The 20,348-nt window shown below is 54.7% G+C and carries 20 protein-coding genes; all 20 read left to right on the top strand.

Features of this window, described 5'->3' with window-relative positions; genetic code table 11:
* Window positions 1-4: 4 nt before the first annotated feature.
* Window positions 5-916 carry a PSP1 domain-containing protein gene (locus Q5911_RS10065; RefSeq protein WP_281724551.1) on the top strand — a complete coding sequence of 304 codons (912 nt, stop codon included), beginning with the start codon at window positions 5-7 and terminating at the stop codon, window positions 914-916.
* A complete protein-coding gene (locus tag Q5911_RS10070) occupies window positions 906-1,667 on the top strand; it encodes a tRNA1(Val) (adenine(37)-N6)-methyltransferase (RefSeq protein WP_303182602.1) in 762 nt (253 codons plus the stop codon). The genes Q5911_RS10065 and Q5911_RS10070 overlap by 11 nt, the downstream gene beginning before the upstream one ends.
* A gap of 9 nt (window positions 1,668-1,676) precedes the next feature.
* Window positions 1,677-2,528, top strand: a complete 852-nt coding sequence (gene rsmI / locus Q5911_RS10075; RefSeq protein WP_281724552.1) for a 16S rRNA (cytidine(1402)-2'-O)-methyltransferase — start codon at window positions 1,677-1,679, stop codon at window positions 2,526-2,528.
* 172 nt (window positions 2,529-2,700) lie between these two features.
* On the top strand, window positions 2,701-3,813 hold the full coding sequence (locus Q5911_RS10080; protein ID WP_303182603.1) for an ABC transporter ATP-binding protein: 1,113 nt from the start codon (window positions 2,701-2,703) through the stop codon (window positions 3,811-3,813).
* A 172-nt stretch (window positions 3,814-3,985) separates the two neighbouring features.
* The gene (locus tag Q5911_RS10085; protein ID WP_226395477.1) at window positions 3,986-4,441 is read left to right on the top strand and encodes a helix-turn-helix transcriptional regulator; all 456 of its coding nucleotides are present in this window, start codon (window positions 3,986-3,988) and stop codon (window positions 4,439-4,441) included.
* A 62-nt stretch (window positions 4,442-4,503) separates the two neighbouring features.
* Window positions 4,504-4,656 (top strand): hypothetical protein, encoded by a 153-nt coding sequence (locus Q5911_RS10090; RefSeq protein WP_226395476.1) that lies wholly within the window; start codon window positions 4,504-4,506, stop codon window positions 4,654-4,656.
* 4 nt (window positions 4,657-4,660) lie between these two features.
* The gene (locus Q5911_RS10095; protein ID WP_226395475.1) at window positions 4,661-5,755 is read left to right on the top strand and encodes a PucR family transcriptional regulator; all 1,095 of its coding nucleotides are present in this window, start codon (window positions 4,661-4,663) and stop codon (window positions 5,753-5,755) included.
* Between the two features lie 128 nt (window positions 5,756-5,883).
* Window positions 5,884-7,641, top strand: a complete 1,758-nt coding sequence (locus Q5911_RS10100) for a B12-binding domain-containing radical SAM protein (RefSeq protein WP_303182604.1) — start codon at window positions 5,884-5,886, stop codon at window positions 7,639-7,641.
* A gap of 190 nt (window positions 7,642-7,831) precedes the next feature.
* Window positions 7,832-9,373: a VanW family protein gene (locus tag Q5911_RS10105; protein ID WP_303182605.1), complete on the top strand. Its 1,542-nt coding sequence runs from the start codon at window positions 7,832-7,834 to the stop codon at window positions 9,371-9,373.
* A 13-nt stretch (window positions 9,374-9,386) separates the two neighbouring features.
* Window positions 9,387-10,265, top strand: coding sequence for an AIR synthase-related protein (locus Q5911_RS10110; RefSeq protein ID WP_303182606.1), 879 nt, complete (start codon window positions 9,387-9,389; stop codon window positions 10,263-10,265).
* A 26-nt stretch (window positions 10,266-10,291) separates the two neighbouring features.
* Window positions 10,292-10,786 carry a tRNA (cytidine(34)-2'-O)-methyltransferase gene (locus tag Q5911_RS10115; protein ID WP_303182607.1) on the top strand — a complete coding sequence of 165 codons (495 nt, stop codon included), beginning with the start codon at window positions 10,292-10,294 and terminating at the stop codon, window positions 10,784-10,786.
* A 289-nt stretch (window positions 10,787-11,075) separates the two neighbouring features.
* Complete coding sequence (locus Q5911_RS10120) at window positions 11,076-11,384, top strand: hypothetical protein (protein WP_226395471.1); 309 nt, start codon at window positions 11,076-11,078, stop codon at window positions 11,382-11,384.
* A 40-nt stretch (window positions 11,385-11,424) separates the two neighbouring features.
* Entirely contained in the window at window positions 11,425-13,449 is a 2,025-nt protein-coding gene (locus Q5911_RS10125; protein WP_076780056.1) for a V-type ATP synthase subunit I, read from the top strand.
* Window positions 13,446-13,931, top strand: coding sequence for a V-type ATP synthase subunit K (locus Q5911_RS10130; protein WP_076780058.1), 486 nt, complete (start codon window positions 13,446-13,448; stop codon window positions 13,929-13,931). Before Q5911_RS10125 ends, Q5911_RS10130 begins: the two co-directional genes overlap by 4 nt.
* 50 nt (window positions 13,932-13,981) lie before the next feature.
* Entirely contained in the window at window positions 13,982-14,587 is a 606-nt protein-coding gene (locus Q5911_RS10135) for a V-type ATP synthase subunit E (protein ID WP_303182608.1), read from the top strand.
* Between the two features lie 12 nt (window positions 14,588-14,599).
* Window positions 14,600-15,568 carry a V0D/AC39 family V-type ATPase subunit gene (locus tag Q5911_RS10140; RefSeq protein WP_226395468.1) on the top strand — a complete coding sequence of 323 codons (969 nt, stop codon included), beginning with the start codon at window positions 14,600-14,602 and terminating at the stop codon, window positions 15,566-15,568.
* Entirely contained in the window at window positions 15,561-15,875 is a 315-nt protein-coding gene (locus Q5911_RS10145) for a V-type ATP synthase subunit F (RefSeq protein ID WP_076780065.1), read from the top strand. Before Q5911_RS10140 ends, Q5911_RS10145 begins: the two co-directional genes overlap by 8 nt.
* A 24-nt stretch (window positions 15,876-15,899) precedes the next feature.
* Entirely contained in the window at window positions 15,900-17,666 is a 1,767-nt protein-coding gene (locus Q5911_RS10150) for a V-type ATP synthase subunit A (RefSeq protein WP_281724563.1), read from the top strand.
* A gap of 2 nt (window positions 17,667-17,668) precedes the next feature.
* On the top strand, window positions 17,669-19,042 hold the full coding sequence (locus Q5911_RS10155) for a V-type ATP synthase subunit B (protein ID WP_076780068.1): 1,374 nt from the start codon (window positions 17,669-17,671) through the stop codon (window positions 19,040-19,042).
* Window positions 19,043-19,232: 190 nt separating this feature from the next.
* Complete coding sequence (locus Q5911_RS10160; protein ID WP_076780070.1) at window positions 19,233-19,892, top strand: V-type ATP synthase subunit D; 660 nt, start codon at window positions 19,233-19,235, stop codon at window positions 19,890-19,892.
* The last annotated feature ends 456 nt before the right edge of the window (window positions 19,893-20,348 follow it).

The raw sequence follows: 20,348 nt of genomic DNA on the forward strand, positions 1-20,348 counted from the left end.
AAATATGACTAAGGTGATTGGAGTAAGATTTCGCAGGGCAGGGAAGGTCTACTTCTTCTCTCCCGGAAAACTGGAGATCCGCCACGGGGACAACGTGATCGTGGAGACTGCCAGAGGCGTGGAGTTCGGCAATGTGGTGACCGGGCCAAGAGAAGTGGAGGAGGAGAGGATCAGCCAGCCTCTCAAGTCCGTCATCCGCCTTGCAAATAAGGACGACTACCGCCGGGAGGAGAAAAACCGGGAGAAGGAAAAAGAAGCCTTCAGTATCTGCCAGGAGAAGATCCGCAAGCACGGGCTGGACATGAAGCTCATCGACGCGGAGTACACATTTGACAACAATAAGGTACTGTTCTACTTTACGGCAGACGGAAGGATCGACTTCCGGGAGCTGGTAAAGGACCTGGCCAGCGTGTTCCGCACAAGGATCGAGCTGCGCCAGATCGGTGTCCGGGATGAGACGAAGATCCGGGGCGGCATCGGAATATGCGGCCGGGAGCTGTGCTGCCATACATACCTGACAGAGTTTGCCCCGGTGTCCATCAAGATGGCCAAGGAGCAGAACCTGTCCCTGAACCCAAGCAAGATCTCGGGCGTGTGCGGAAGGCTTATGTGCTGCCTCACCAATGAGGAGCAGAACTATGAGGAGCTGAACAGCCGCCTGCCTGCGGTGGGCGACACCGTCACCACACCGGAGAAGCTGAAGGGCGACGTGCAGTCTGTGAACGTGCTGCGCCAGCTTGTGAAAGTAGTAGTCACCCTGGACAACGACGAGAAAGAAGTCCGGGAGTACAAGGCATCCGAGCTGCGCTTTAAGCCACGCCGCAAGAAGAAGGACATGAAACTCTCCAAGGAGGAGATGGCACAGCTGAAAGCCCTGGAAGAGAAGAACGGAGCGTCGAAATTAGATGACAATTAACCTGAAACAAGGCGAGCGACTGGACGACCTGCAGATCAAAGGATACCGGATCATCCAGTCCCCCGGGCGGTTCTGCTTCGGCATGGACGCGGTGCTCTTGTCCTCCTTCGCGAAAGTGAAGACAGGAGAGCGGGCCCTGGACCTGGGAACAGGGACAGGCATCCTGCCCATTTTGCTGGAGGCAAAGAACAAGGGGGACTTCTACACGGGACTGGAGATCCAGGAGGAGAGCGCGGACATGGCCCGCCGCAGCGTTCAGTACAACCACCTGGAGGACAAGATCCGCATCGTCACAGGAGATATCAGAGAGGCAGCCGCCCTTTTCGGCGCCGCCTCTTTTCACGTTATCACAGTCAATCCGCCCTACATGATCGGAGATCACGGGCTGAAAAATGAAAATGAGGCAAAGTACATTGCCCGCCACGAGGTGCTCTGCACCCTGGAGGATGTGCTCCGGGAGAGCGGAAAGCTCCTGGGGAACAAAGGCCGGTTTTACATGGTGCACCGCCCCTTCCGCCTGGCCGAGATCCTCTCCGGCATGAGCCGGCACCGGATCGAACCCAAGCGGATGCGGCTGGTCCATCCCTACATAGACAAGGAGCCCAACATGGTCCTCCTGGAGGGAGTGAAGGGAGCTCATCCCCGGATGACCGTGGAGCCGCCCCTGGTGGTGTACAACAAAGACGGAACCTACACAGAGGAGCTGCTGGAACTGTACGGCCTGGAGAGCCGGAAGGAGGCAGGCAGATAGGAGAAAGATATGGCAGGAACATTGTATCTGTGCGCCACCCCTATCGGGAACCTGGAGGACATGACCTTCCGGGCCGTGCGCACCCTGAAAGAGGCAGATCTCATAGCGGCGGAGGACACCCGCAACAGCATCAAACTTCTCAATCATTTTGAGATCAGGACGCCCATGACCAGCTATCACGAGTACAACAAGATCGAGAAGGGGAGAAAGCTGACAGACCTTCTCCTGGAGGGAAAAAATATCGCCCTGATCACGGACGCGGGCACACCGGGCATCTCGGATCCCGGAGAAGAGCTTGTAAAAATGTGCCATGAGGCAGGAGTCACGGTCACAGCCGTCCCCGGCGCTGCGGCCTGCGTGACAGCTCTCACCATCTCCGGGCTGCCCACAAGGCGTTTCGCCTTTGAGGCCTTCCTGCCCTCTGACAAAAAAGAGAGAAGAGACGTGCTGGAGGAACTGAAGGACGAGACAAGGACCATCGTGCTCTACGAGGCGCCCCACCGCCTGGTAAAGACCTTAGAGGAGCTCAGGGAGACGCTGGGAGACCGGCAGGTGTCGGTCTGCCGGGAGCTGACTAAAAAACATGAGACCGTCTACAGGTCCACGCTGGGGGAGGCCTGCACCTACTACCAAAGCCATGAGCCCCGGGGCGAGTGCGTGCTGGTCATCCAGGCCAAGAGCCGGGAGGAGCTGCGCCGCCAGTCCCAGAGAAAGTGGGAGGAGATGTCACTGGAAGAGCACATGGCATACTACACGGACCAGGGAGTAGACCGAAAAGAGGCTATGAAGAAGGTGGCCAAAGACAGAGGCGTCAGCAAAAGGGAGGTCTACCAGGCGCTTTTGCGGGAAGAAAGAGAATGATCTGAGCAGATTGACGAAAGACAAAGAAGGGACAGTTGGTCAAGTTGTATAGAAATCAAAAAAAAGATTGTTCAACTTGGGCATGGCGCACTCCCTTCTTTTTTTATATACTTGGTAACAGAGAAAAGAACAGCGGACTTGTCCGCGCACCATTAACAGGAGGAATAAAACAATGGCAAGTTTATCATTAAAGCACATTAACAAAACATATCCTAACGGATTTGAAGCTGTTAAAGATTTCAACCTTGAGATTGAAGATAAAGAATTTATCATCTTCGTAGGACCATCCGGATGTGGAAAATCTACAACACTCCGTATGGTCGCAGGTCTTGAGGAGATCACATCCGGCGAGCTGAAGATCGGTGACAAAGTCGTAAACGACGTTGAGCCGAAGGACCGCGATATCGCAATGGTATTCCAGAACTACGCTCTGTATCCGCATATGACAGTATATGATAATATGGCATTTGGTCTGAAACTGAGAAAAGTTCCGAAAGATCAGATCGACAAGATGGTTCGCGAGGCTGCCAAGATCCTTGACCTGGAAGCTCTCCTGGATCGTAAACCGAAGGCTCTTTCCGGTGGACAGAGACAGCGTGTTGCCATGGGACGTGCGATCGTTCGTAACCCCAAGGTATTCCTTATGGACGAGCCTCTCTCCAACCTGGATGCAAAACTCCGTGGACAGATGCGTGTTGAGATCTCCAAGCTGCACCAGAGACTGGGCACAACGATCATCTACGTAACACATGACCAGACAGAGGCTATGACACTTGGTACAAGAATCGTAGTTATGAATGCTGGTGTTGTACAGCAGGTAGATACACCGCAGACACTGTACGATTATCCTTGCAATATGTTCGTTGCCGGATTCATCGGATCTCCGCAGATGAACTTTATCGATGCTACATGCAAAGTTGAGGGAGACAAAGTTTCTCTTGTAACAGGACCTCATACAATCGCTCTTCCGCCTGCAAAAGCAAAAGCGCTCAAAGAAGGCGGCTATGATGGAAAGAAAGTTGTTCTCGGTATCCGTCCTGAGGACGTACATGATGAGCAGATGTTCATCGAGGCTTCTCTTGACACAGTGATCGAGGCTAAGATCCGTGTATACGAGATGCTCGGTGCTGAAGTTCTCCTGTACTTCGACTATGAGGGCTCAAGCATGACAGCAAGAGTTGATCCAAGAACAACAGCAAGATCCGGCGACACAGTTAAATTCGCTCTGGACGCTGAGAAGATCCACATTTTTGACAAAGAGACAGAGCTGACAATCACAAACTAGTCAGATACTTTGAGATGAATATGTGAAAAGCAAGGGAGGGACACCCGGAAGGGTGTTCCTCTTTTTGCGGTTATCCGGCAGAGCGCGCATCGGCACATCTGCCGGATCTGTTGCCAAAAGAACGTATATACAGACATAGAGATAAGACACATAAGGATAAAATACGCGAGAATTGGAATGGGAATACAATAAAGCCAGAGAGGAGCTGCTGTGGAAAAGTGAAAAGGAACAGGAGGAGAAGGTTCTGCGGCAGTCGGGAATGGAAGAGGAAGAAATACAGAACCTACGGGAATATGACTGGGATATCTTTAAGTCCGAGCGCAGATTCCTGGAGCACTGGGCGCCCTGGGAGGCCTATGAGGCAGAAGGGTGGCTCCGCGAATTCGGGAAGGCAGCAGCGAAGCACACACAGACAGAAAATGGCCGTCTGCTGTCGGAGAGCATGGAACAGCTCCTGCGGGAACTGGACGATGTGGGAAAAGAAATCCTATATTTAAAAATAATGGGTTATGAGACATGGGAAATTTCTGATATAATAGGTATTACAGATAAAGCGGTCTATCGGAGAATGGACCGGATCAAAGAAAAATTAAAAAAATTTCAGCGCCAGAGGGGAAAAACGACATAGTTCGACGGCTATATTATGTAGGGCGGTATCAAAGGTATGGAAAACAGCAGGAGGAGAAATCTATGAAGAGAACCTTAGTCTATGTTGCAGCAGCCCTGTTGCCGGCAGCAGTCCTTTATCTGGCGGACAGATACCACACTGAGCTGGAGATCGAGATCTTCGACTATCAGATGCGGGATTGGAAAAAGCGGGAACAATACCCGGAAAGGAAGTGACATATTGCTGTCTAACCAGACGATACAAAAATTACTTCAGGAGATCAAAAGGATATCAGGCTATGACTGTTCTGTCTGGAACGAGAAAGCAGAGTGCATGGCGGCCACCAACATAAAGGCAAAGCCTCAGGCCCATGCAGTAACAGCGCTGATCGAAAACTATGAGAAGACAGGGAGCCAGGAAGAGACTGGGGACGAGAGCCTGTTCCTTGTGGAGAGCAATGAACATCTCTATATACTCGCAATGGCGGGGACAGACGACAAAGCAGTGATGGCCGGCCGCTTCGGCATCAGCCATCTGGAGAGCCTGGCCTCTGTAAACCGGAGTAAAATGGACAAAAACAGGTTCATCCAGAGCCTGATCCTGGACAATCTGCTCCTGGTGGATATATACAACCAGGCAAAAAGGCTGAAGATCCCTGTGGTGCAGAGAAGAGTGGTGTTCCTGGTGGAACCTCAGAACGCGGAAGACACCCTGGTGCTTGAGACGCTGAAAGGCATGTTTGCCATCGGTATCAAAGATTTCGCCACATCTATAGAAGAGAAGCACATCATCCTTGTGAAAGCGCTGGAGCCAACGGAGGGTTATGACCAGATCCAGCACATGGCAGATGTGATCGTGGATACACTGGGCATGGAGGCCATGGTGGGCGTTCGGATCTCCTACGGCACCATCGTAGAAGAGCTGAAAGATGTGTCCCGCTCTTATAAAGAAGCGGACATGGCTATGGAAGTGGGGCGCGTCTTCTACTCGCAGAGGCGGGTGCTGTCCTACAAAGTGCTGGGGATCGGCCGGCTTATACACCAGCTTCCGGCCTCCCTGTGCGAGATGTTCCTGGATGAAGTCTTTGAGGGAAATGCAATGGATAACTTTGAGGAGGAGGAACTGACAGCAGTCTACACCTTCTTTGAAAATAACCTGAATATCTCGGAGACTGCGAGAAAACTGTACGTGCACCGGAACACACTGGTGTACCGGCTGGAGAAGATACAGAAAAAGACAGGTCTGGATGTCCGCGTGTTTGAGGACGCCATGACATTTAAGATCGCTCTCATGGTAGAAAAACATATGAGAGCAATGAAAGAGAAGAACAGTTAGCCAGCAGGAGCAGCCGGTCCCGACAGAAACGGGGCCGGTTTTCTCTTGAAGGAAAAAATGGGGCCGGGCTGTGTGTCCGCACCCGGGATTTATTGTAAAACCCGGCGGAATATAGTACAATAACAGGCATGATGAAGAAGATATTATTAGCAGCTATCAATGCCAAATACATACACTCCAACCTGGCTGTGTACAGCCTGAAAGCCTATGCGGATGAGCGCCTTGCGGACGTCTGCGCTGAGGGCGCCTTTGCCGGCGTGGAGATCCAGATCGGCGAGTACACCATCAACCAGCAGCCGGAGGCTGTCATGGAGGACATTTACAGGAGAAAGCCGGATCTTCTCTGCTTTTCCTGCTATATCTGGAACATACAGATGATCCGCATGCTCCTGCCCGAGATCAGGAAAGTGCTGCCGGAGACAGAGATCTGGCTGGGAGGGCCGGAGGTCTCCTACGACTCTGTGCAGATGCTTGCGCACTTCCCCCAGGTCAGAGGGATCATGAAGGGGGAGGGGGAGGAGACGTTCGCCGCCCTGGCGGCAAGAATCGCGGCCAGCGAAAGAGGCGAGGCGGCGGACCTGGAGGGGATCGAAGGGATCACCTGCCGGAACAGCCGGGGACAGGTGGAGGATCATCCCTGGAGAGAGCCCATGGACATGGATAAAATTCCCTTTGTCTACCAGGATATGACAGATTTCCGGCACAAGATCGTCTATTATGAGAGTAGCCGGGGCTGCCCGTTTTCCTGCAGCTACTGTCTGTCTTCCGTGGACAAGAGGCTGCGGTTCCGCAGCCTCGACCTGGTTAAAAAGGAGATCCGGTTTTTCCTGGATGCGGGGACGGAGCAGGTGAAATTCGTGGACCGCACATTTAACTGCCGCCACGATCATGCCCTGGAGATCTGGAAATACATCCATGAGCACGACAACGGCATCACCAACTTTCACTTTGAGGTTTCGGCGGACCTTCTGAATGAGGAGGAGCTGTCCCTGATCCGCTCCATGCGGCCCGGGCTGATCCAGCTGGAGATCGGCGTTCAGTCTGTCAATCCGGACACCATCCGGGAGATCCGCCGGACCATGGACCTGGAACGGCTGGAGCGGGCGGTGCAGAAGGTGCGGGAAGGGCGCAACGTACACCAGCACCTGGATCTGATCGCCGGTCTTCCCTGGGAGGACCTGGACAGCTTCGGGCGCTCTTTTGACAGGGTGTATGCCATGCGCCCGGATCAGCTGCAGCTGGGGTTCCTCAAAGTGCTGAAGGGCTCCCGCATGGAGGAGAGGAAGGAGGCGTACGGCCTTCTTTGCCGGGATACTCCGCCCTACGAGGTGCTCTCTACCAGGTGGCTGTCCTACGGCGATATCCTGACCCTGAAGGGAGTGGAGGATATGACGGAGACCTACTATAACAGCGGCCAGTTTAAGGCGGCGCTGGCCCTCCTGGAGAGGAGGGAGGACTCTGCGTTTGCTCTGTACAGGAAGCTGGCGGACTTCTACCGGGGACATGGCATGGGGCAAGTGCAGCACGCCCGGGCCGCCCGGTACCGGATCCTCCTTGACTTTGTCAGGGAGACGTACCCGCAGGACGAGGAGGAGATGCGGGAGCGGCTGATCTATGACTACTATCTCCGGGAAAATGCAAAGAGCCGCCCGGATTTTGCCGGGGAATCCCTGGTGGATGGCCAGTGGGCCCGCAGCTTCTACGAGGAGGAGGCGCGGGAGCACAGATATCTGGAGGGGTACGAGGGGGCCGACAAAAATCAGCTCCGGCGGATGACCCACCTGGAATATTTTTCCCGGAAGGATGTGTATGTGCTGTTCGACTACAGGAACAGAGATCCGCTGACAAACGACGGAAAAGGAATACGTATTGCAAAAGGAAAATAAAAAGTTTACAATGTAGAAAGCGGCCATAAAAAGGAGAAAAGAACATGAATTTTAATAACAAGCGGACAAGGCGGATCATTGCGATCATCATTATGATCGTTATCGTAGCGATGGTGGCCACGTCCATCATACCAGCTGTCATGGTGTAGAGACAGGATGAGATGCAACCAGGAAGGATAGGCGGGAGCGTATGGCGACACGGAAAAGGAGCCTGAGGGAAACAAAGAGAATGACCAGGAGAAGACAGAAGCAGATGCGTCTTCTCATTATGGCAGCCGCGGGGCTGGTACTGATCGCCCTGCTGGGTGTCTATATGCATTTTAGAAATTATGTGAATAAAGTGGACCCGGATGTCATCTGCGACAATGTGTGGATCGGGGCCCAGGACGTGTCCGGCATGACAGCGGAGGAGGCCAGCGCCTCCCTGGAGGAGCACGCGGCGTCGGACGGCGCGGTGACAGTGACCCTGACAGCGGAAAACGGCTCCGCCCAGGCCACGTTAAGCGAGCTGGGATTGTCTGCCAGTGATGTGGAAAAACTGACAGAAGAGGCAGTGAACTACGGCAAGACGGGAAGCGTCTTTTTCCGTTACAGGCAGCAGAAGGGGCTGGAAAAAGAGAAGTATGTGATCCGGGAGAAATTCAGCCTGGACGCAGAGCAGACCGAGGCTGTCCTGAATGAGCGGGCAGCGTCCCTTGTGCAGGGGGCTGTAGATGCCTCCATCCAGAAGACGGCCACCTCCTTTGAGATCACGCCGGAGCAGGAGGGAAAGACAGTGGATGTGGAGGCCACTATGGACGCTGTCACAGACCATCTCAATGACCAGTGGGAGCATGAAGATTTCACGGTGGAGCTGCAGACCAAAAAGGAGAAGCCCCAGATCACGGAGGAGGATCTGTCTTCCATACAGGATGAGCTGGGCAGCTTCTGGACCAATGCGGGTGGCGGCGAGAGGTGGCAGAACCTGAAAAATGGCGTGGATAAGCTGAACGGAAAGATCCTGATGCCGGGAGAGACGCTGTCTGTGGGCCAGATCACCGGACCTTTTACGCCGGAGAACGGCTACGTGGAGGCGGGAGCCTACGAGAACGGGCAGGTTGTCTCAGACTACGGCGGCGGCATCTGCCAGGTGTCCACCACGCTCTACAATGCGGTGATCTACGCTGAGCTGGAAGTGGTGGAGCGGTCACCCCACTCCATGACAGTGGCTTACGTGAAGCCTTCCAGGGACGCGGCCATTGCCGGGGATTATCTGGACTTTAAGTTCAAGAACAGTTACGACACACCGATCTATATATACGGCGAGATCAATGACAGCAACCAGCTCCAGTTCATCATCTATGGCAAGGAGACAAGGCCCGAGGGCCGGACTGTGGAGTACGAGAGCGAGACCATCAGCACGGAGCCCTATGGGACCGTCTATAAAGAAAACAGCGAGCTGGCGGCAGGCACGACCCAGGAGACAGGCAGTCCCCACGACGGCGTGGAGGCCCAGCTCTGGAAGATCGTGTACGAGAACGGAGAGGAAGTCAGCCGGGAAGTGTTCAACACAAGCCACTATGAGAAATCGGACCAGATTATCGAGGTGGGCACTGCCTCGGCCAGCGGGGATGTGCTGAAAGCCCTGCAGGATGCCATCGCCTCCCAGGATCAGGCGAAGATCAATGCGGCGGTGAGCCAGGCTGCCTCGGCGGGAGGTCAGAGCCAGGAGCAGACCCAGACAGAAGGATAAAGGAGAGCAGATTGTGACAGAGACAGCGATCGTATACGGGGAACAGGGAGATATCGGGCGGTATGCCCTGGCCCACTGTGTCAACGCCCTGGCGGCCCGGGGCATTGAGACATTTGCCGCCAGAGCGGCGTTCCAGATACCGGCAGACAGGGAGAATACCTGCCTGTATGATCTGAAGAAAAAGTGGAAGAAAATGGCAGGGGATCTGCCATTTTTTCTCGAAACAGAGGAGACGGAGGGAGGCAGATGCCCGGCGGTGTCCCTTCCCTGCGCCCTGGTGACGGCAGAGGGGCGGACAGCATCTAAGAGCCCGGAAGGGGCCGGAGGATCGGGCCCTGAATGTCCAGAAGCCGCAGGTGAGCTGGATCTTCTGGTGGCCGGCAGCGCCGGCCTGGAGGGGATGCTGCGGATCGGAGAGGAGAAAGGAGAGATCCTCTCCCGCAGGTTTGCCCCCTCTTTCCTGCGGCTGATCCGGGCCAGCCAGGAGCAGATCTTTGCCCTGGACACAGCTGCGGCAGCCAGGAGAGCGCAGATCCCTGTGATCCGCCATGTGGGCCAGGGAGGCGTCTTCAAGGCCCTGTGGGACTTGTCCGCCCGGACCGGGCGGGGGCTGGACGTGGATCTGAAGAAGATCCCGGTCCGGCAGGAGACCATCGAAGTGTGCGAGCTTTTCCACATCAATCCCTATCAGCTCACCTCCGCGGGATGTTTCCTTCTTGCGGCAGCCGACGGGGAGGAAGTGGCCGAGCGGCTGGGCCGGCAGCAGATCAGGACCCAGGTCATAGGCAGGATGAGAAATGACAGGGACAAGATCATACGAAACGGCGAAGAGGCCAGATTCCTGGACCGTCCTGGACCGGATGAGATCTGGAAGATCTGGCAGCAGGAATAACGACAGATAGAATCGGGAGGATACAGATGCTGAACATCGTGCTGCACGAGCCGGAGATACCGGCCAATACGGGAAATATAGGAAGGACCTGCGTGGCTGCAGGGGCGCGGCTTCACCTGATCGAGCCCCTGGGCTTCCGGCTGGATGAAAAGAGCCTGAAGCGGGCGGGCATGGATTACTGGAAGGACCTGGATGTGACGACGTACATCGACTATCAGGATTTCCTGAACAGAAATCCGGGAGCCAGGATCTACATGGCTACCACAAAAGCGCCTGCGGTCTACACCGATGTCCGGTATGAGCCGGACTGCTATATCATGTTCGGAAAGGAGAGCGCCGGCATACCGGAGGAAATTCTTGTGGAACACCAGGAGACCTGTGTGCGGATCCCCATGATGGGAGAGATCCGATCCCTCAACCTGGGCAATTCCGTCGCCATTGTCTTGTATGAAGCCCTGCGGCAGAACGGATTTGCAGGCATGAGCACAGAGGGACATCTGCACCGCCTGTCCTGGGACTAAAAACGGCAGAGAGCCACATGCATCCACTGCGGATGTGTGTGGTTTTTTTGTCCTTGAATTGCAGGATATGATCTGTATAAAATCAAAACGAGAGGGAGAAAGTATAGGAATAAAATGAAAAAAATGGTGTTCTGAGAAAAAAATAAAAATTGTAAGATTATAGTATGAATTGTGCAATCACAAAAGGATTGAAAACAAAAAATACAAAAAATAATAGACATACTGAATAAATCATATTATAATTTGAACTACAAGAAAGCAAAAAAAGGAAAAGTGAGGTGGTGAATTGATGGTAGAAGAGACCATTCAGACCATAAAACAGGCTGAGAAAGAGGCCGGAGAGATCGCGGCACAGGCGGATGCGCGCTGTGAGCAGATCCTCTCCCAGGCATCCGGTGAGGCGGAGAAAATGAAGGATAAGATCCTCCAGGATGCAAAAACCGAGGCTGCGGCTGTCATGGACTCTGCTGCTGAGGAAGGGAAAAAAGTGACAGAAAAGGCAGCCGGGGAGACGAAGGAAATGATCCGGACTCTGAGAGAAGAAGCGGGGAAAAAGAAGGCGGCTGCCGTGTCAGATGTCATTGCTCATCTGATATGAGACGCTTCTTAAAAAATAAGAGAAAAGGAGGGATGTGTCTATGGCAGTACTGCAGATGCAAAGAGTCAGTATCTGCGCGCTGAAGAAGGACCGAAAGGCCATCCTGGAAAGGCTCCAGTCTCTGGGGATCATGGAGGTGAGCCAGCTGGCGGAGGAAGAAGATGAGATCTTCCAGCGGATGGACACCACAGGGCCCAGGCTGAGCTTTGAGAAGAAAGCCCACACAGCTGACCAGGCCCTGGACGTGCTGGAGCAGTACGCTCCCCAGAAAAAGTCCATGTTTGCCAGCCTGGAAGGGAAGAAACTGGTGGACAAAGACCAGCTGCAAAAGGCGGCGGAAAACAGGGAAGAGATCATGGAAATGGCGGCAGATATCCTTCTGCACAGCAGACAGATAGCGGAGAAGAAGGCTGCCATTCTCAAGGATGAAAACCAGATCGAGAGCCTGAGTCCCTGGCTGGGGCTGGGCGTTCCCATGAACTATGAAGGGACCAGACATACAGTCATGCTGCCGGGCGTCATGTCCGCCGGCACCACGCTGGAGGACGTGTACAGGATATTGGCAGAGCAGATCCCCGAGACCGAGGAGCTGCATGTGGAGATCGTTTCCTCCGGGACGGACGGAGTGTACCTGGCTGTGTTCTGTATGAAAGAGGATGCCGTTTCAGTGGAGGAAGCCCTGAGGCAGGGCGGATTTGCAAGGCCCTCCCAGATGGTGCCGGCAGATCCGGCAGTCCGGACCGAAGAGCTGAAGGCGGATATTGGAAAACTGAACAGGGAGATTGAAAGAAAGGAAGAGGAGATCCGGGACTGCGCCGGCAGGCGGGAGGAGCTGGAGTACATCTCAGACTACTACCGCATCCGGGCGGAGAAATACCAGGTGCTGGGCACACTGCCCCAGTCCGGACGGACGTTCCTCATCAGCGGGTATGTGCCGGCCAAGGCCGTGCCTGCCCTGGAGAAGGCTGTTGCCCAGAAGTATGACTGTGTCATGGATGTGGAGGATCCGAAAGAGGATGAGGAGCCGCCCACGATCCTGCATAACAATGCATTTTCCTCCAGTGTGGAGGGCGTGCTGGAGTCCTACGGTCTCCCCCACAAGGGAGAGTTCGACCCCACCACGATCATGTCATTTTTCTACGTGTTCTTCTTCGGAATGATGCTGTCTGATGCAGCCTACGGCGCCATTGTCGCCATTGTCTGCTTCATTGCACTGAAGAAATTCCCCAGGATGAGCGCAGGGATGCACAAATCATTGAAGCTGTTCATGTTCTGCGGCATCTCCACCATCGTGTGGGGCGTCCTGTTCGGCGGCTATTTTGGGGACGTGGTAGATGTGGTTTCCAGCGTGTTTTTCGGGAAAGAGGTCAGTGTGCCGCCGCTGTGGTTCGCACCTCTTAATGATCCGATGAAGCTGCTGGTCTTCTCCATGCTGTTTGGTGTGATCCACCTGTTTGTGGGACTTGGGATCAAAGGCTACATGGAACTCAAGGATGGAAAAATCCTGGATTTCTTCTGTGATGTTGTGCTGTGGTATGTATTTCTGATGGGACTGATCCTGATGCTGCTTCCGTCAGAGATCTTCCGCTCCATCTCCCAGATGGAGATCTCGTTCCCGCCCTTTATGAACACGCTGGCCAAGGCGCTGGCCATTGTGGGAGCGGTAGGACTTCTGCTCATGTCCGGGCGGGACAACAAAAATCCGGTGCTCAGGCTGGCCCTTGGCGCCTACGATATTTACAATATCACAGGATGGCTCAGCGACGTGCTGTCCTACTCCCGTCTCCTGGCGCTGGGACTTGCCACGGGCGTTATTGCTTCCGTGGTCAACCAGATGGGAAGCATGATGGGAAAGAGCGTATTCGGTGTGCTTTTGTTCATCGTGGTCTTTATCGTGGGCCACGCCATGAACCTGGCCATCAACCTGCTGGGCGCGTACGTACACACGAACCGTCTCCAGTTTGTGGAGTTTTTCGGTAAATTTTACGAAGGGGGAGGAAAACCCTTTGAACCCTTTGAGAGCGATACAAAATATGTAGATATTAAGGAGGAAACTTTATCATGAGTATATGGGAGAATTTAGGACTGGTATATGCACTTCTTGGAGCAGCAGTGGCAGTATTTCTCGCAGGCGCCGGGTCTGCTATCGGTGTCGGCATCGCAGGACAGGCTGCGGCCGGCGTTGTGACAGAGGATCCAAGTAAATTTGCCAAGGTTCTCGTTATCCAGCTTCTGCCTGGTACACAGGGAATCTACGGACTGCTGGTAGGCTTCCTGACACTTTCCAAGATCGGCCTTCTCGGAGGAGGAGCCGCAGATCTGACACCCCAGACAGGACTTCTGATCCTGGCAGCCTGCCTGCCGGTAGGTATCGTGGGACTGATCTCCGGAAAATCCCAGGGACAGGCGGCAGCGGCGTCCATCGGCATCGTTGCCAAGAAGCCGGAGCAGTTCGGTAAAGCCATGCTGTTCCCGGCCATGGTTGAGACTTACGCGATCCTGGCACTTCTTATCTCCATCCTGGCTGTAACAGCGATCCCGGTTTAGGCGGATGTTACGGTTAACACATTAAAAACAGGAAAAGGAGTGCGAAGGCTATGACTGGATTAGAAAAAATGAAAAGCCGGATCCTGGAAGAGGCCCGGTCCTCGGCTGAGGCTAAGATCCAGGATGCCGAAAGGCAGGCAGAAGAGCTCCTGGCCGCACAGAAGAGCCAGGCGGAGAAATCTGCCGCGGCTGTCCTGACAAAAGCGCGGGCAGAGGCGGAGAGCCTGAAAGAAAAGGCCGTGTCGGCAGCAGACCTGGAGAGGCGCACGAAGCTCCTTTCCGCCAGGCAGGAGATCATAGCAGAGGTACTGGAGGAGGCTTACCGGGAAATAAAAGAGATGGACCCGGCAGCGTATTTTGACCTGATCGAAAAGATGCTGGACCACTACGTGCTTCCCCAGGACGGAGAGATCCATTTCTCCCCTGCAGATGTACAGCGCATGCCGGCCGGATTTGAGGAGAAGATCCGCGAGGCGGCCCGGGCAAAGGGCGGCGCCCTCGCCCTGGCCGGGGGAGACCCTCTCGTCCCGGACGGGTTTGTGCTGGTGTACGGCGGCATCGAGGAGAACTGCACATTTAAGGCGATCTTCGAGACCAGGCGTGACGAGATGAGTGACCGTGTCCAGAGAGGATTGTTTTCCGGGGACAGGGCGTGAGGAGGAACTTAAATGAGTGAAAAGTATACCTACGCGGTTGCCCGCATAAGGGCGCTTGAGGTCTCCCTCTTTTCCAACGCGGTCATCGACCAGCTGATCGCCTGCCAGAGCTATGAGCAGTGCCTGCAGTTCCTGGCGGAGCGCGGCTGGGGTGACACGGACACCTCTGCAGACGGAGAAAAGATGCTGAAGCGCGAGGAGGAAAAGATCTGGCAGACGGTGAGAGAGCTGTCTATCGACAAAAAGAAATTTGAAGTGCTCTCCTACCAGAAGCTGTTTCACAATCTGAAGGCGGCCGTCAAGGCAGCGTGCGTGAAGGAGGTGCCAAGGGATATCTTCTACGAGGATACGGAAGTTTCCGGCCAGGAGATGCTGGATATCATCCGGGAGAAAGACTTCGGGCGGCTTCCGGCAGGCATGAGCCAGGCGGCGCAGCAGGCATGCGACGCGCTTCTCCACGCGGGGGACGGACAGCTCTGCGACATCATCATAGACAGAGCGGCCCTGGATGCCATCTACAAAGCGGGCATGGAGTCGGAGGATGAGATCATCCGGGACTACGCCAGATCCGTGGTGGCAGTGGCGGACATCAAGATCGCCGTGCGTGCGCAGAAAACCGCAAAATCTATAGAATTTATGAAGCAGGCCATGGCGGAGTGCGGCAGCATCAGCGTGGATCAGCTTGCGAAGGCGGCCCTCTCGGGACCGGAGGCGATCCGGGACTACTTACTGGGCACAGAGTACGCAGGCGGAGCGGAGGCTCTCTCAGAGTCCATGTCCGCTTTTGAGCGCTGGTGTGACAACCGCATCATCCAGACCATCAGCCCGCAGAAATATAAGGCATTTACCATAGGCCCGGTTGTGGCGTATGTACTTGCCAGACAAAATGAGATCAAGACAGTGCGGATCGTTCTCTCCGGCAAGAGGAGCGAGCTTCCGGAAGGGGCGATCCGGGAAAGGGTAAGGGAAATGTATGTATAAGATAGCAGTAATGGGCGACTACGACAGCATTTACGGCTTCGCTGCTCTGGGGCTTGACACATTTCCCGTCACACCCGCAGAGGCAGGGGAGAGGCTCCACCAGCTCGTCGCGGACGGATATGGGATCATCTATATCACCGAGGCGCTGGCAGCCGACCTGAAACAGGAGACAGCCCGGTACGAGGGGCAGATCCTCCCGGCCATTATAGAGATCCCGGGCGTGTCCGGCAATACGGGCAGCGGCGTCAGGGGAGTGAAGAAATCGGTGGAACAGGCCGTTGGATCTGATATCCTGTTCAGCAACTAAGAAAGTAGAGGTGATACGTCCATTATGAGTACAGGTACGATCAAAAAAGTAGCAGGACCGCTGGTCATCGCGTCCGGAATGCGGGATGCCAACATGTCCGACGTGGTCCGCGTGAGCAGACAGCGCCTGATAGGCGAGATCATAGAGATGCACGGGGACGAGGCGTCCATCCAGGTGTACGAGGAGACATCCGGACTTGGACCGGGCGAGCCGGTGGAGTCCACAGGAGCGCCCATGTCGGTGGAGCTTGGGCCGGGCCTTATCTCCAGCATTTACGACGGTATCCAGCGCCCTCTTGACGAGATCATGAAGATCTCCGGAAACAACCTTCAAAGAGGTGTGGAGGTTGCCGCGCTGAGCCGGGAGAAAAAGTGGGAATTTGTCCCTGTGGCAAAGGCCGGTGACCAGGTGGAAGCCGGCGATGTTCTGGGCACCGTGCAGGAGACCCAGGTAGTGCAGCAGAAGATCATGGTTCCCTATGGAATTGAAGGAACCGTGAAAGAGATCCGCGCGGGAGAATTTACAGTGGATGAGACCGTGGCAGTCATTGCCACGGAAAGCGGGGACAAAGAGCTGACCATGGTACAGAAGTGGCCGGTAAGACGGGGACGCCCCTACGTGAAGAAGCTGCCCCTGGATGTGCCGCTTGTGACAGGCCAGAGGGTTATCGACACCTTCTTCCCCATTGCCAGAGGCGGTGTGGCGGCTGTGCCGGGACCTTTCGGAAGCGGCAAGACCGTGATCCAGCACCAGCTTGCAAAATGGGCTGAGGCGGACATCGTGGTCTACATCGGATGCGGCGAGCGTGGAAATGAGATGACGGACGTTCTGAATGAGTTCCCGGAGCTGAAAGACCCCAAGACAGGCCGCTCCCTGATGGAGAGGACCGTCCTCATCGCAAACACATCGGATATGCCTTTCGCAGCCCGTGAGGCATCCATTTATACAGGAATTACGATCGCGGAGTACTTCCGCGACATGGGATACTCGGTAGCTCTGATGGCAGACTCCACATCCCGGTGGGCGGAGGCTCTCCGTGAGATGTCGGGACGTCTGGAGGAGATGCCCGGCGAGGAGGGATACCCGGCGTACCTGGGATCCCGTCTGGCGGAATTCTACGAGAGGGCAGGTCATGTGATCTCTCTTGGAAAAGAAGGAAGAGAGGGTTCCCTGTCTGTAATCGGAGCCGTGTCTCCCCCGGGAGGCGACACTTCGGAGCCTGTATCCCAGGCAACCCTGCGTATCGTGAAGGTGTTCTGGGGACTGGATTCCAATCTGGCTTACAAGAGACATTTCCCGGCCATCAACTGGCTTACCAGCTACTCCCTGTATCTGGACAATGTGAGCGGCTGGTTCAATGAAAAGGTGGCTCCCGACTGGATGGAGGACCGTCAGAAGATGATGAGCCTTCTGCAGGATGAGGCGGAGCTGGAAGAGATCGTGCAGATGGTAGGTATGGATGCCCTGTCTCCGGCCGACCGGCTGAAGATGGAGGCTGCCAGATCCATCCGTGAGGACTTCCTGCATCAGAATTCCTTCCACGACGTGGATACTTACACGCCTCTGAGAAAGCAGTATCTGATGATGAAGCTGGTGCTGGCCTTCTATGAGAAGTCCATGGACGCGCTGAACAAGGGGGCTGCCATGAATGCCCTTCTTGCGATGGCAGTGCGCGAGAGGATCGGACGTTATAAATATACCGTGACAGACAAGATCGAGTCTGACTATGAAAGCATTATGAGCGAACTCGACGCAGAGATCGCAGACACATTCGGGAAGGAGGACTTCTAATCATGCCAAAAGAATATAGAACCATACAGGAAGTTGCCGGCCCGCTGATGATGGTGAAAGGCGTGGAGGGCGTCACCTACGACGAACTCGGCGAGATTGAACTGGCAAACGGCGAGAAACGCCGCTGCAAAGTGCTGGAGGTGGACGGCGATAAAGTTGTCGTACAGCTCTATGAAAATGCCGCAGGTATTAACCTGAGCAACAGCAAGGTGCGTTTCCTTGGACGAAGCCTGGAGCTGGGCGTGTCCGGGGACATGCTGGGCCGCGTATTTGACGGTCTGGGACGCCCCGCGGACGGAGGCCCGGAGATCCTCCCGGAAGAGAGAAGGGACATCAACGGTCTGCCTATGAACCCGGCGGCCAGGGTTTACCCTTCCGAGTTTATCCAGACAGGCATCTCCGCCATCGACGGACTGAACACTCTTGTCCGTGGCCAGAAGCTGCCTATCTTCTCCTGCTCCGGTCTGCCTCACTCCCAGCTGGCAGCCCAGATCGCAAGGCAGGCAAAAGTGCGTGGAACCGATGAGAAATTCGCCGTTGTATTCGCGGCCATGGGTATCACCTTTGAGGAGTCCAACTTCTTCGTGGAGTCCTTCAAGGAGACAGGCGCTATCGACAGAACGGTACTCTTTATCAACCTGGCCAATGACCCGGCGGTGGAGCGTATCTCCACACCCCGTATGGCCCTGACGGCAGCAGAGTACCTGGCCTTTGAGAAAGACATGCATGTCCTTGTCATTCTGACAGACATTACAAACTATGCGGACGCTCTCCGTGAGATCTCCGCAGCCAAGAAGGAAGTGCCGGGACGCCGCGGCTACCCCGGATATATGTACACAGACCTGGCACAGATGTACGAGCGCGCAGGTCGGCAGAGAGGCAAGAAGGGAAGTATCACCATGATTCCCATCCTGACCATGCCGGAGGACGACAAGACCCATCCCATTCCCGACCTTACGGGATACATCACAGAGGGGCAGGTTATCCTGAGCCGTGACCTGTACCGCAAGGGCGTGCAGCCGCCTATCGACGTGCTGCCTTCCCTGTCCCGTCTGAAAGACAAAGGTATCGGCGAGGGCAAGACAAGGGCGGATCATTCCAACACCATGAACCAGCTTTTCGCGGCCTACTCAAGAGGAAAGGACGCTAAGGAGCTGATGACTATTCTGGGCGAGGCGGCGCTGACAGAGATCGATCTGATTTACGCAAAATTTGCCGACGAGTTTGAGAAAGAGTATGTGTCCCAGGGTTACCACACAGACCGATCCATCGAGGAGACACTGGAGATCGGCTGGAAACTTCTGTCCATCCTGCCAAGGTCCGAGCTGAAACGTATCGACGACAAGTATCTGGATCTGTACTATGGGAAACAGTAAGCCGTGCGCAGATTTGTGGAAATAGCCGTGCAGGCTTGCCTGCAGACGGATATTTCCGCAAAGGTGCATAGGGCGTGCGCCCGGCAGCGCGATGAAGCGTTAGCGGAATCGAGCTGGGCACGGCCAAGGCCAAAGGCCAGCCGCGGCAAAAGATGCCGTGCGCACGTGGAAATAGAAGGAGGAATGCAATATGGCATCGACACAGATCACTCCTACCCGCATGGAGCTTACAAAAACGAAAAAGAAACTTGTCACAGCCCGGAGAGGCCACAAGCTCCTCAAAGATAAGCGCGATGAGCTGATGCGTCAGTTCCTGGATCTGGCAAGAGAGAATATGGCGCTCCGCCAGAAGGTGGAAGCGGGGATACTGGCCGCGAACAAGAACTTTGTCATCGCCAGAGCAGGCATGGATGAGGCCACACTCCACACGGCACTGATGGCGCCGAAGCAGCAGGTGAGCCTGGAAGTAGGGAAGAAAAATGTTATGAGCGTAAACATCCCGGTGTTTGATACCAAGACCAGGACCGCGGACGCCAACGATATCTATTCCTACGGTTTTGCCTTTACCTCCAGCGATCTGGACGGAGCGGTGAAGTCTCTTGCGGATATCCTGCCGGATATGCTCAGACTTGCAGAGGTGGAGAAAGCCTGCCAGCTCATGGCTGCCGAGATCGAGAAGACAAGGCGCCGTGTAAATGCGCTGGAGCATGTGATTATTCCCCAGGCACAGGAGACCATCAAATATATCACCATGAAGCTGGATGAGAACGAGAGAAGCTCCCAGATCCGCCTTATGAAGGTGAAGGATATGATGCTGGAGGATGCACATCATTACAGCGAGCGGGCATAGGAATATAATGACATAAAGTGTTGACAGAAAAGAAAAAGAGAGATAAGATAAGAATATAGCGAAAGCTATTATGATTTAAAAAGTGTTCCATAGGAAAAACTCCCCGGAAGTGTCGGTTCCGGGGAGTTTTTATGTAGTTGGGCTAGTTGTCTGGTCCGTGTCGGTCTAGCCACTTGCTGATGAGATGGATGATCAAACCAGCCATGACCGAACACACTATATTTAAAAAGTGCTCCATAGGATCACCTCCTCCCTTCCGGAGGTTCCGGACAACATAATAAGTATACGATAAAAGCGACATAAGCGCAACAAAAATAGACATAAAATGTTGACAGAAAAGCAAAAGAAAGATAAGATAAAAATGTAGCGAGAGCTATAAAGGCCTAAAATAGTCTACAGAGAAAAGGGGCTGTCGGGAAATAGATAGTCCAAATCAGGGGCAGATGTGACTCGCAT

Source organism: Lachnoclostridium phocaeense, from assembly GCF_959599685.1.
In the GTDB taxonomy this organism is placed as follows: Bacteria; Bacillota; Clostridia; order Lachnospirales; family Lachnospiraceae; genus Claveliimonas; species Claveliimonas monacensis.

Excerpts from the sequence above, each read along its gene's own strand:
- Q5911_RS10065 (WP_281724551.1), top strand. The coding sequence starts at position 5 with ATGACTAAGGTGATTGGAGTAAGATTTCGCAGGGCAGGGAAGGTCTAC.
- Q5911_RS10070 (WP_303182602.1), top strand. The coding sequence starts at position 906 with ATGACAATTAACCTGAAACAAGGCGAGCGACTGGACGACCTGCAGATC.
- rsmI (WP_281724552.1), top strand. The coding sequence starts at position 1,677 with ATGGCAGGAACATTGTATCTGTGCGCCACCCCTATCGGGAACCTGGAG.
- Q5911_RS10080 (WP_303182603.1), top strand. The coding sequence starts at position 2,701 with ATGGCAAGTTTATCATTAAAGCACATTAACAAAACATATCCTAACGGA.
- Q5911_RS10090 (WP_226395476.1), top strand. The coding sequence starts at position 4,504 with ATGAAGAGAACCTTAGTCTATGTTGCAGCAGCCCTGTTGCCGGCAGCA.
- Q5911_RS10100 (WP_303182604.1), top strand. The coding sequence starts at position 5,884 with ATGATGAAGAAGATATTATTAGCAGCTATCAATGCCAAATACATACAC.
- Q5911_RS10105 (WP_303182605.1), top strand. The coding sequence starts at position 7,832 with ATGGCGACACGGAAAAGGAGCCTGAGGGAAACAAAGAGAATGACCAGG.
- Q5911_RS10115 (WP_303182607.1), top strand. The coding sequence starts at position 10,292 with ATGCTGAACATCGTGCTGCACGAGCCGGAGATACCGGCCAATACGGGA.
- Q5911_RS10120 (WP_226395471.1), top strand. The coding sequence starts at position 11,076 with ATGGTAGAAGAGACCATTCAGACCATAAAACAGGCTGAGAAAGAGGCC.
- Q5911_RS10125 (WP_076780056.1), top strand. The coding sequence starts at position 11,425 with ATGGCAGTACTGCAGATGCAAAGAGTCAGTATCTGCGCGCTGAAGAAG.
- Q5911_RS10130 (WP_076780058.1), top strand. The coding sequence starts at position 13,446 with ATGAGTATATGGGAGAATTTAGGACTGGTATATGCACTTCTTGGAGCA.
- Q5911_RS10135 (WP_303182608.1), top strand. The coding sequence starts at position 13,982 with ATGACTGGATTAGAAAAAATGAAAAGCCGGATCCTGGAAGAGGCCCGG.
- Q5911_RS10140 (WP_226395468.1), top strand. The coding sequence starts at position 14,600 with ATGAGTGAAAAGTATACCTACGCGGTTGCCCGCATAAGGGCGCTTGAG.
- Q5911_RS10145 (WP_076780065.1), top strand. The coding sequence starts at position 15,561 with ATGTATAAGATAGCAGTAATGGGCGACTACGACAGCATTTACGGCTTC.
- Q5911_RS10150 (WP_281724563.1), top strand. The coding sequence starts at position 15,900 with ATGAGTACAGGTACGATCAAAAAAGTAGCAGGACCGCTGGTCATCGCG.
- Q5911_RS10155 (WP_076780068.1), top strand. The coding sequence starts at position 17,669 with ATGCCAAAAGAATATAGAACCATACAGGAAGTTGCCGGCCCGCTGATG.
- Q5911_RS10160 (WP_076780070.1), top strand. The coding sequence starts at position 19,233 with ATGGCATCGACACAGATCACTCCTACCCGCATGGAGCTTACAAAAACG.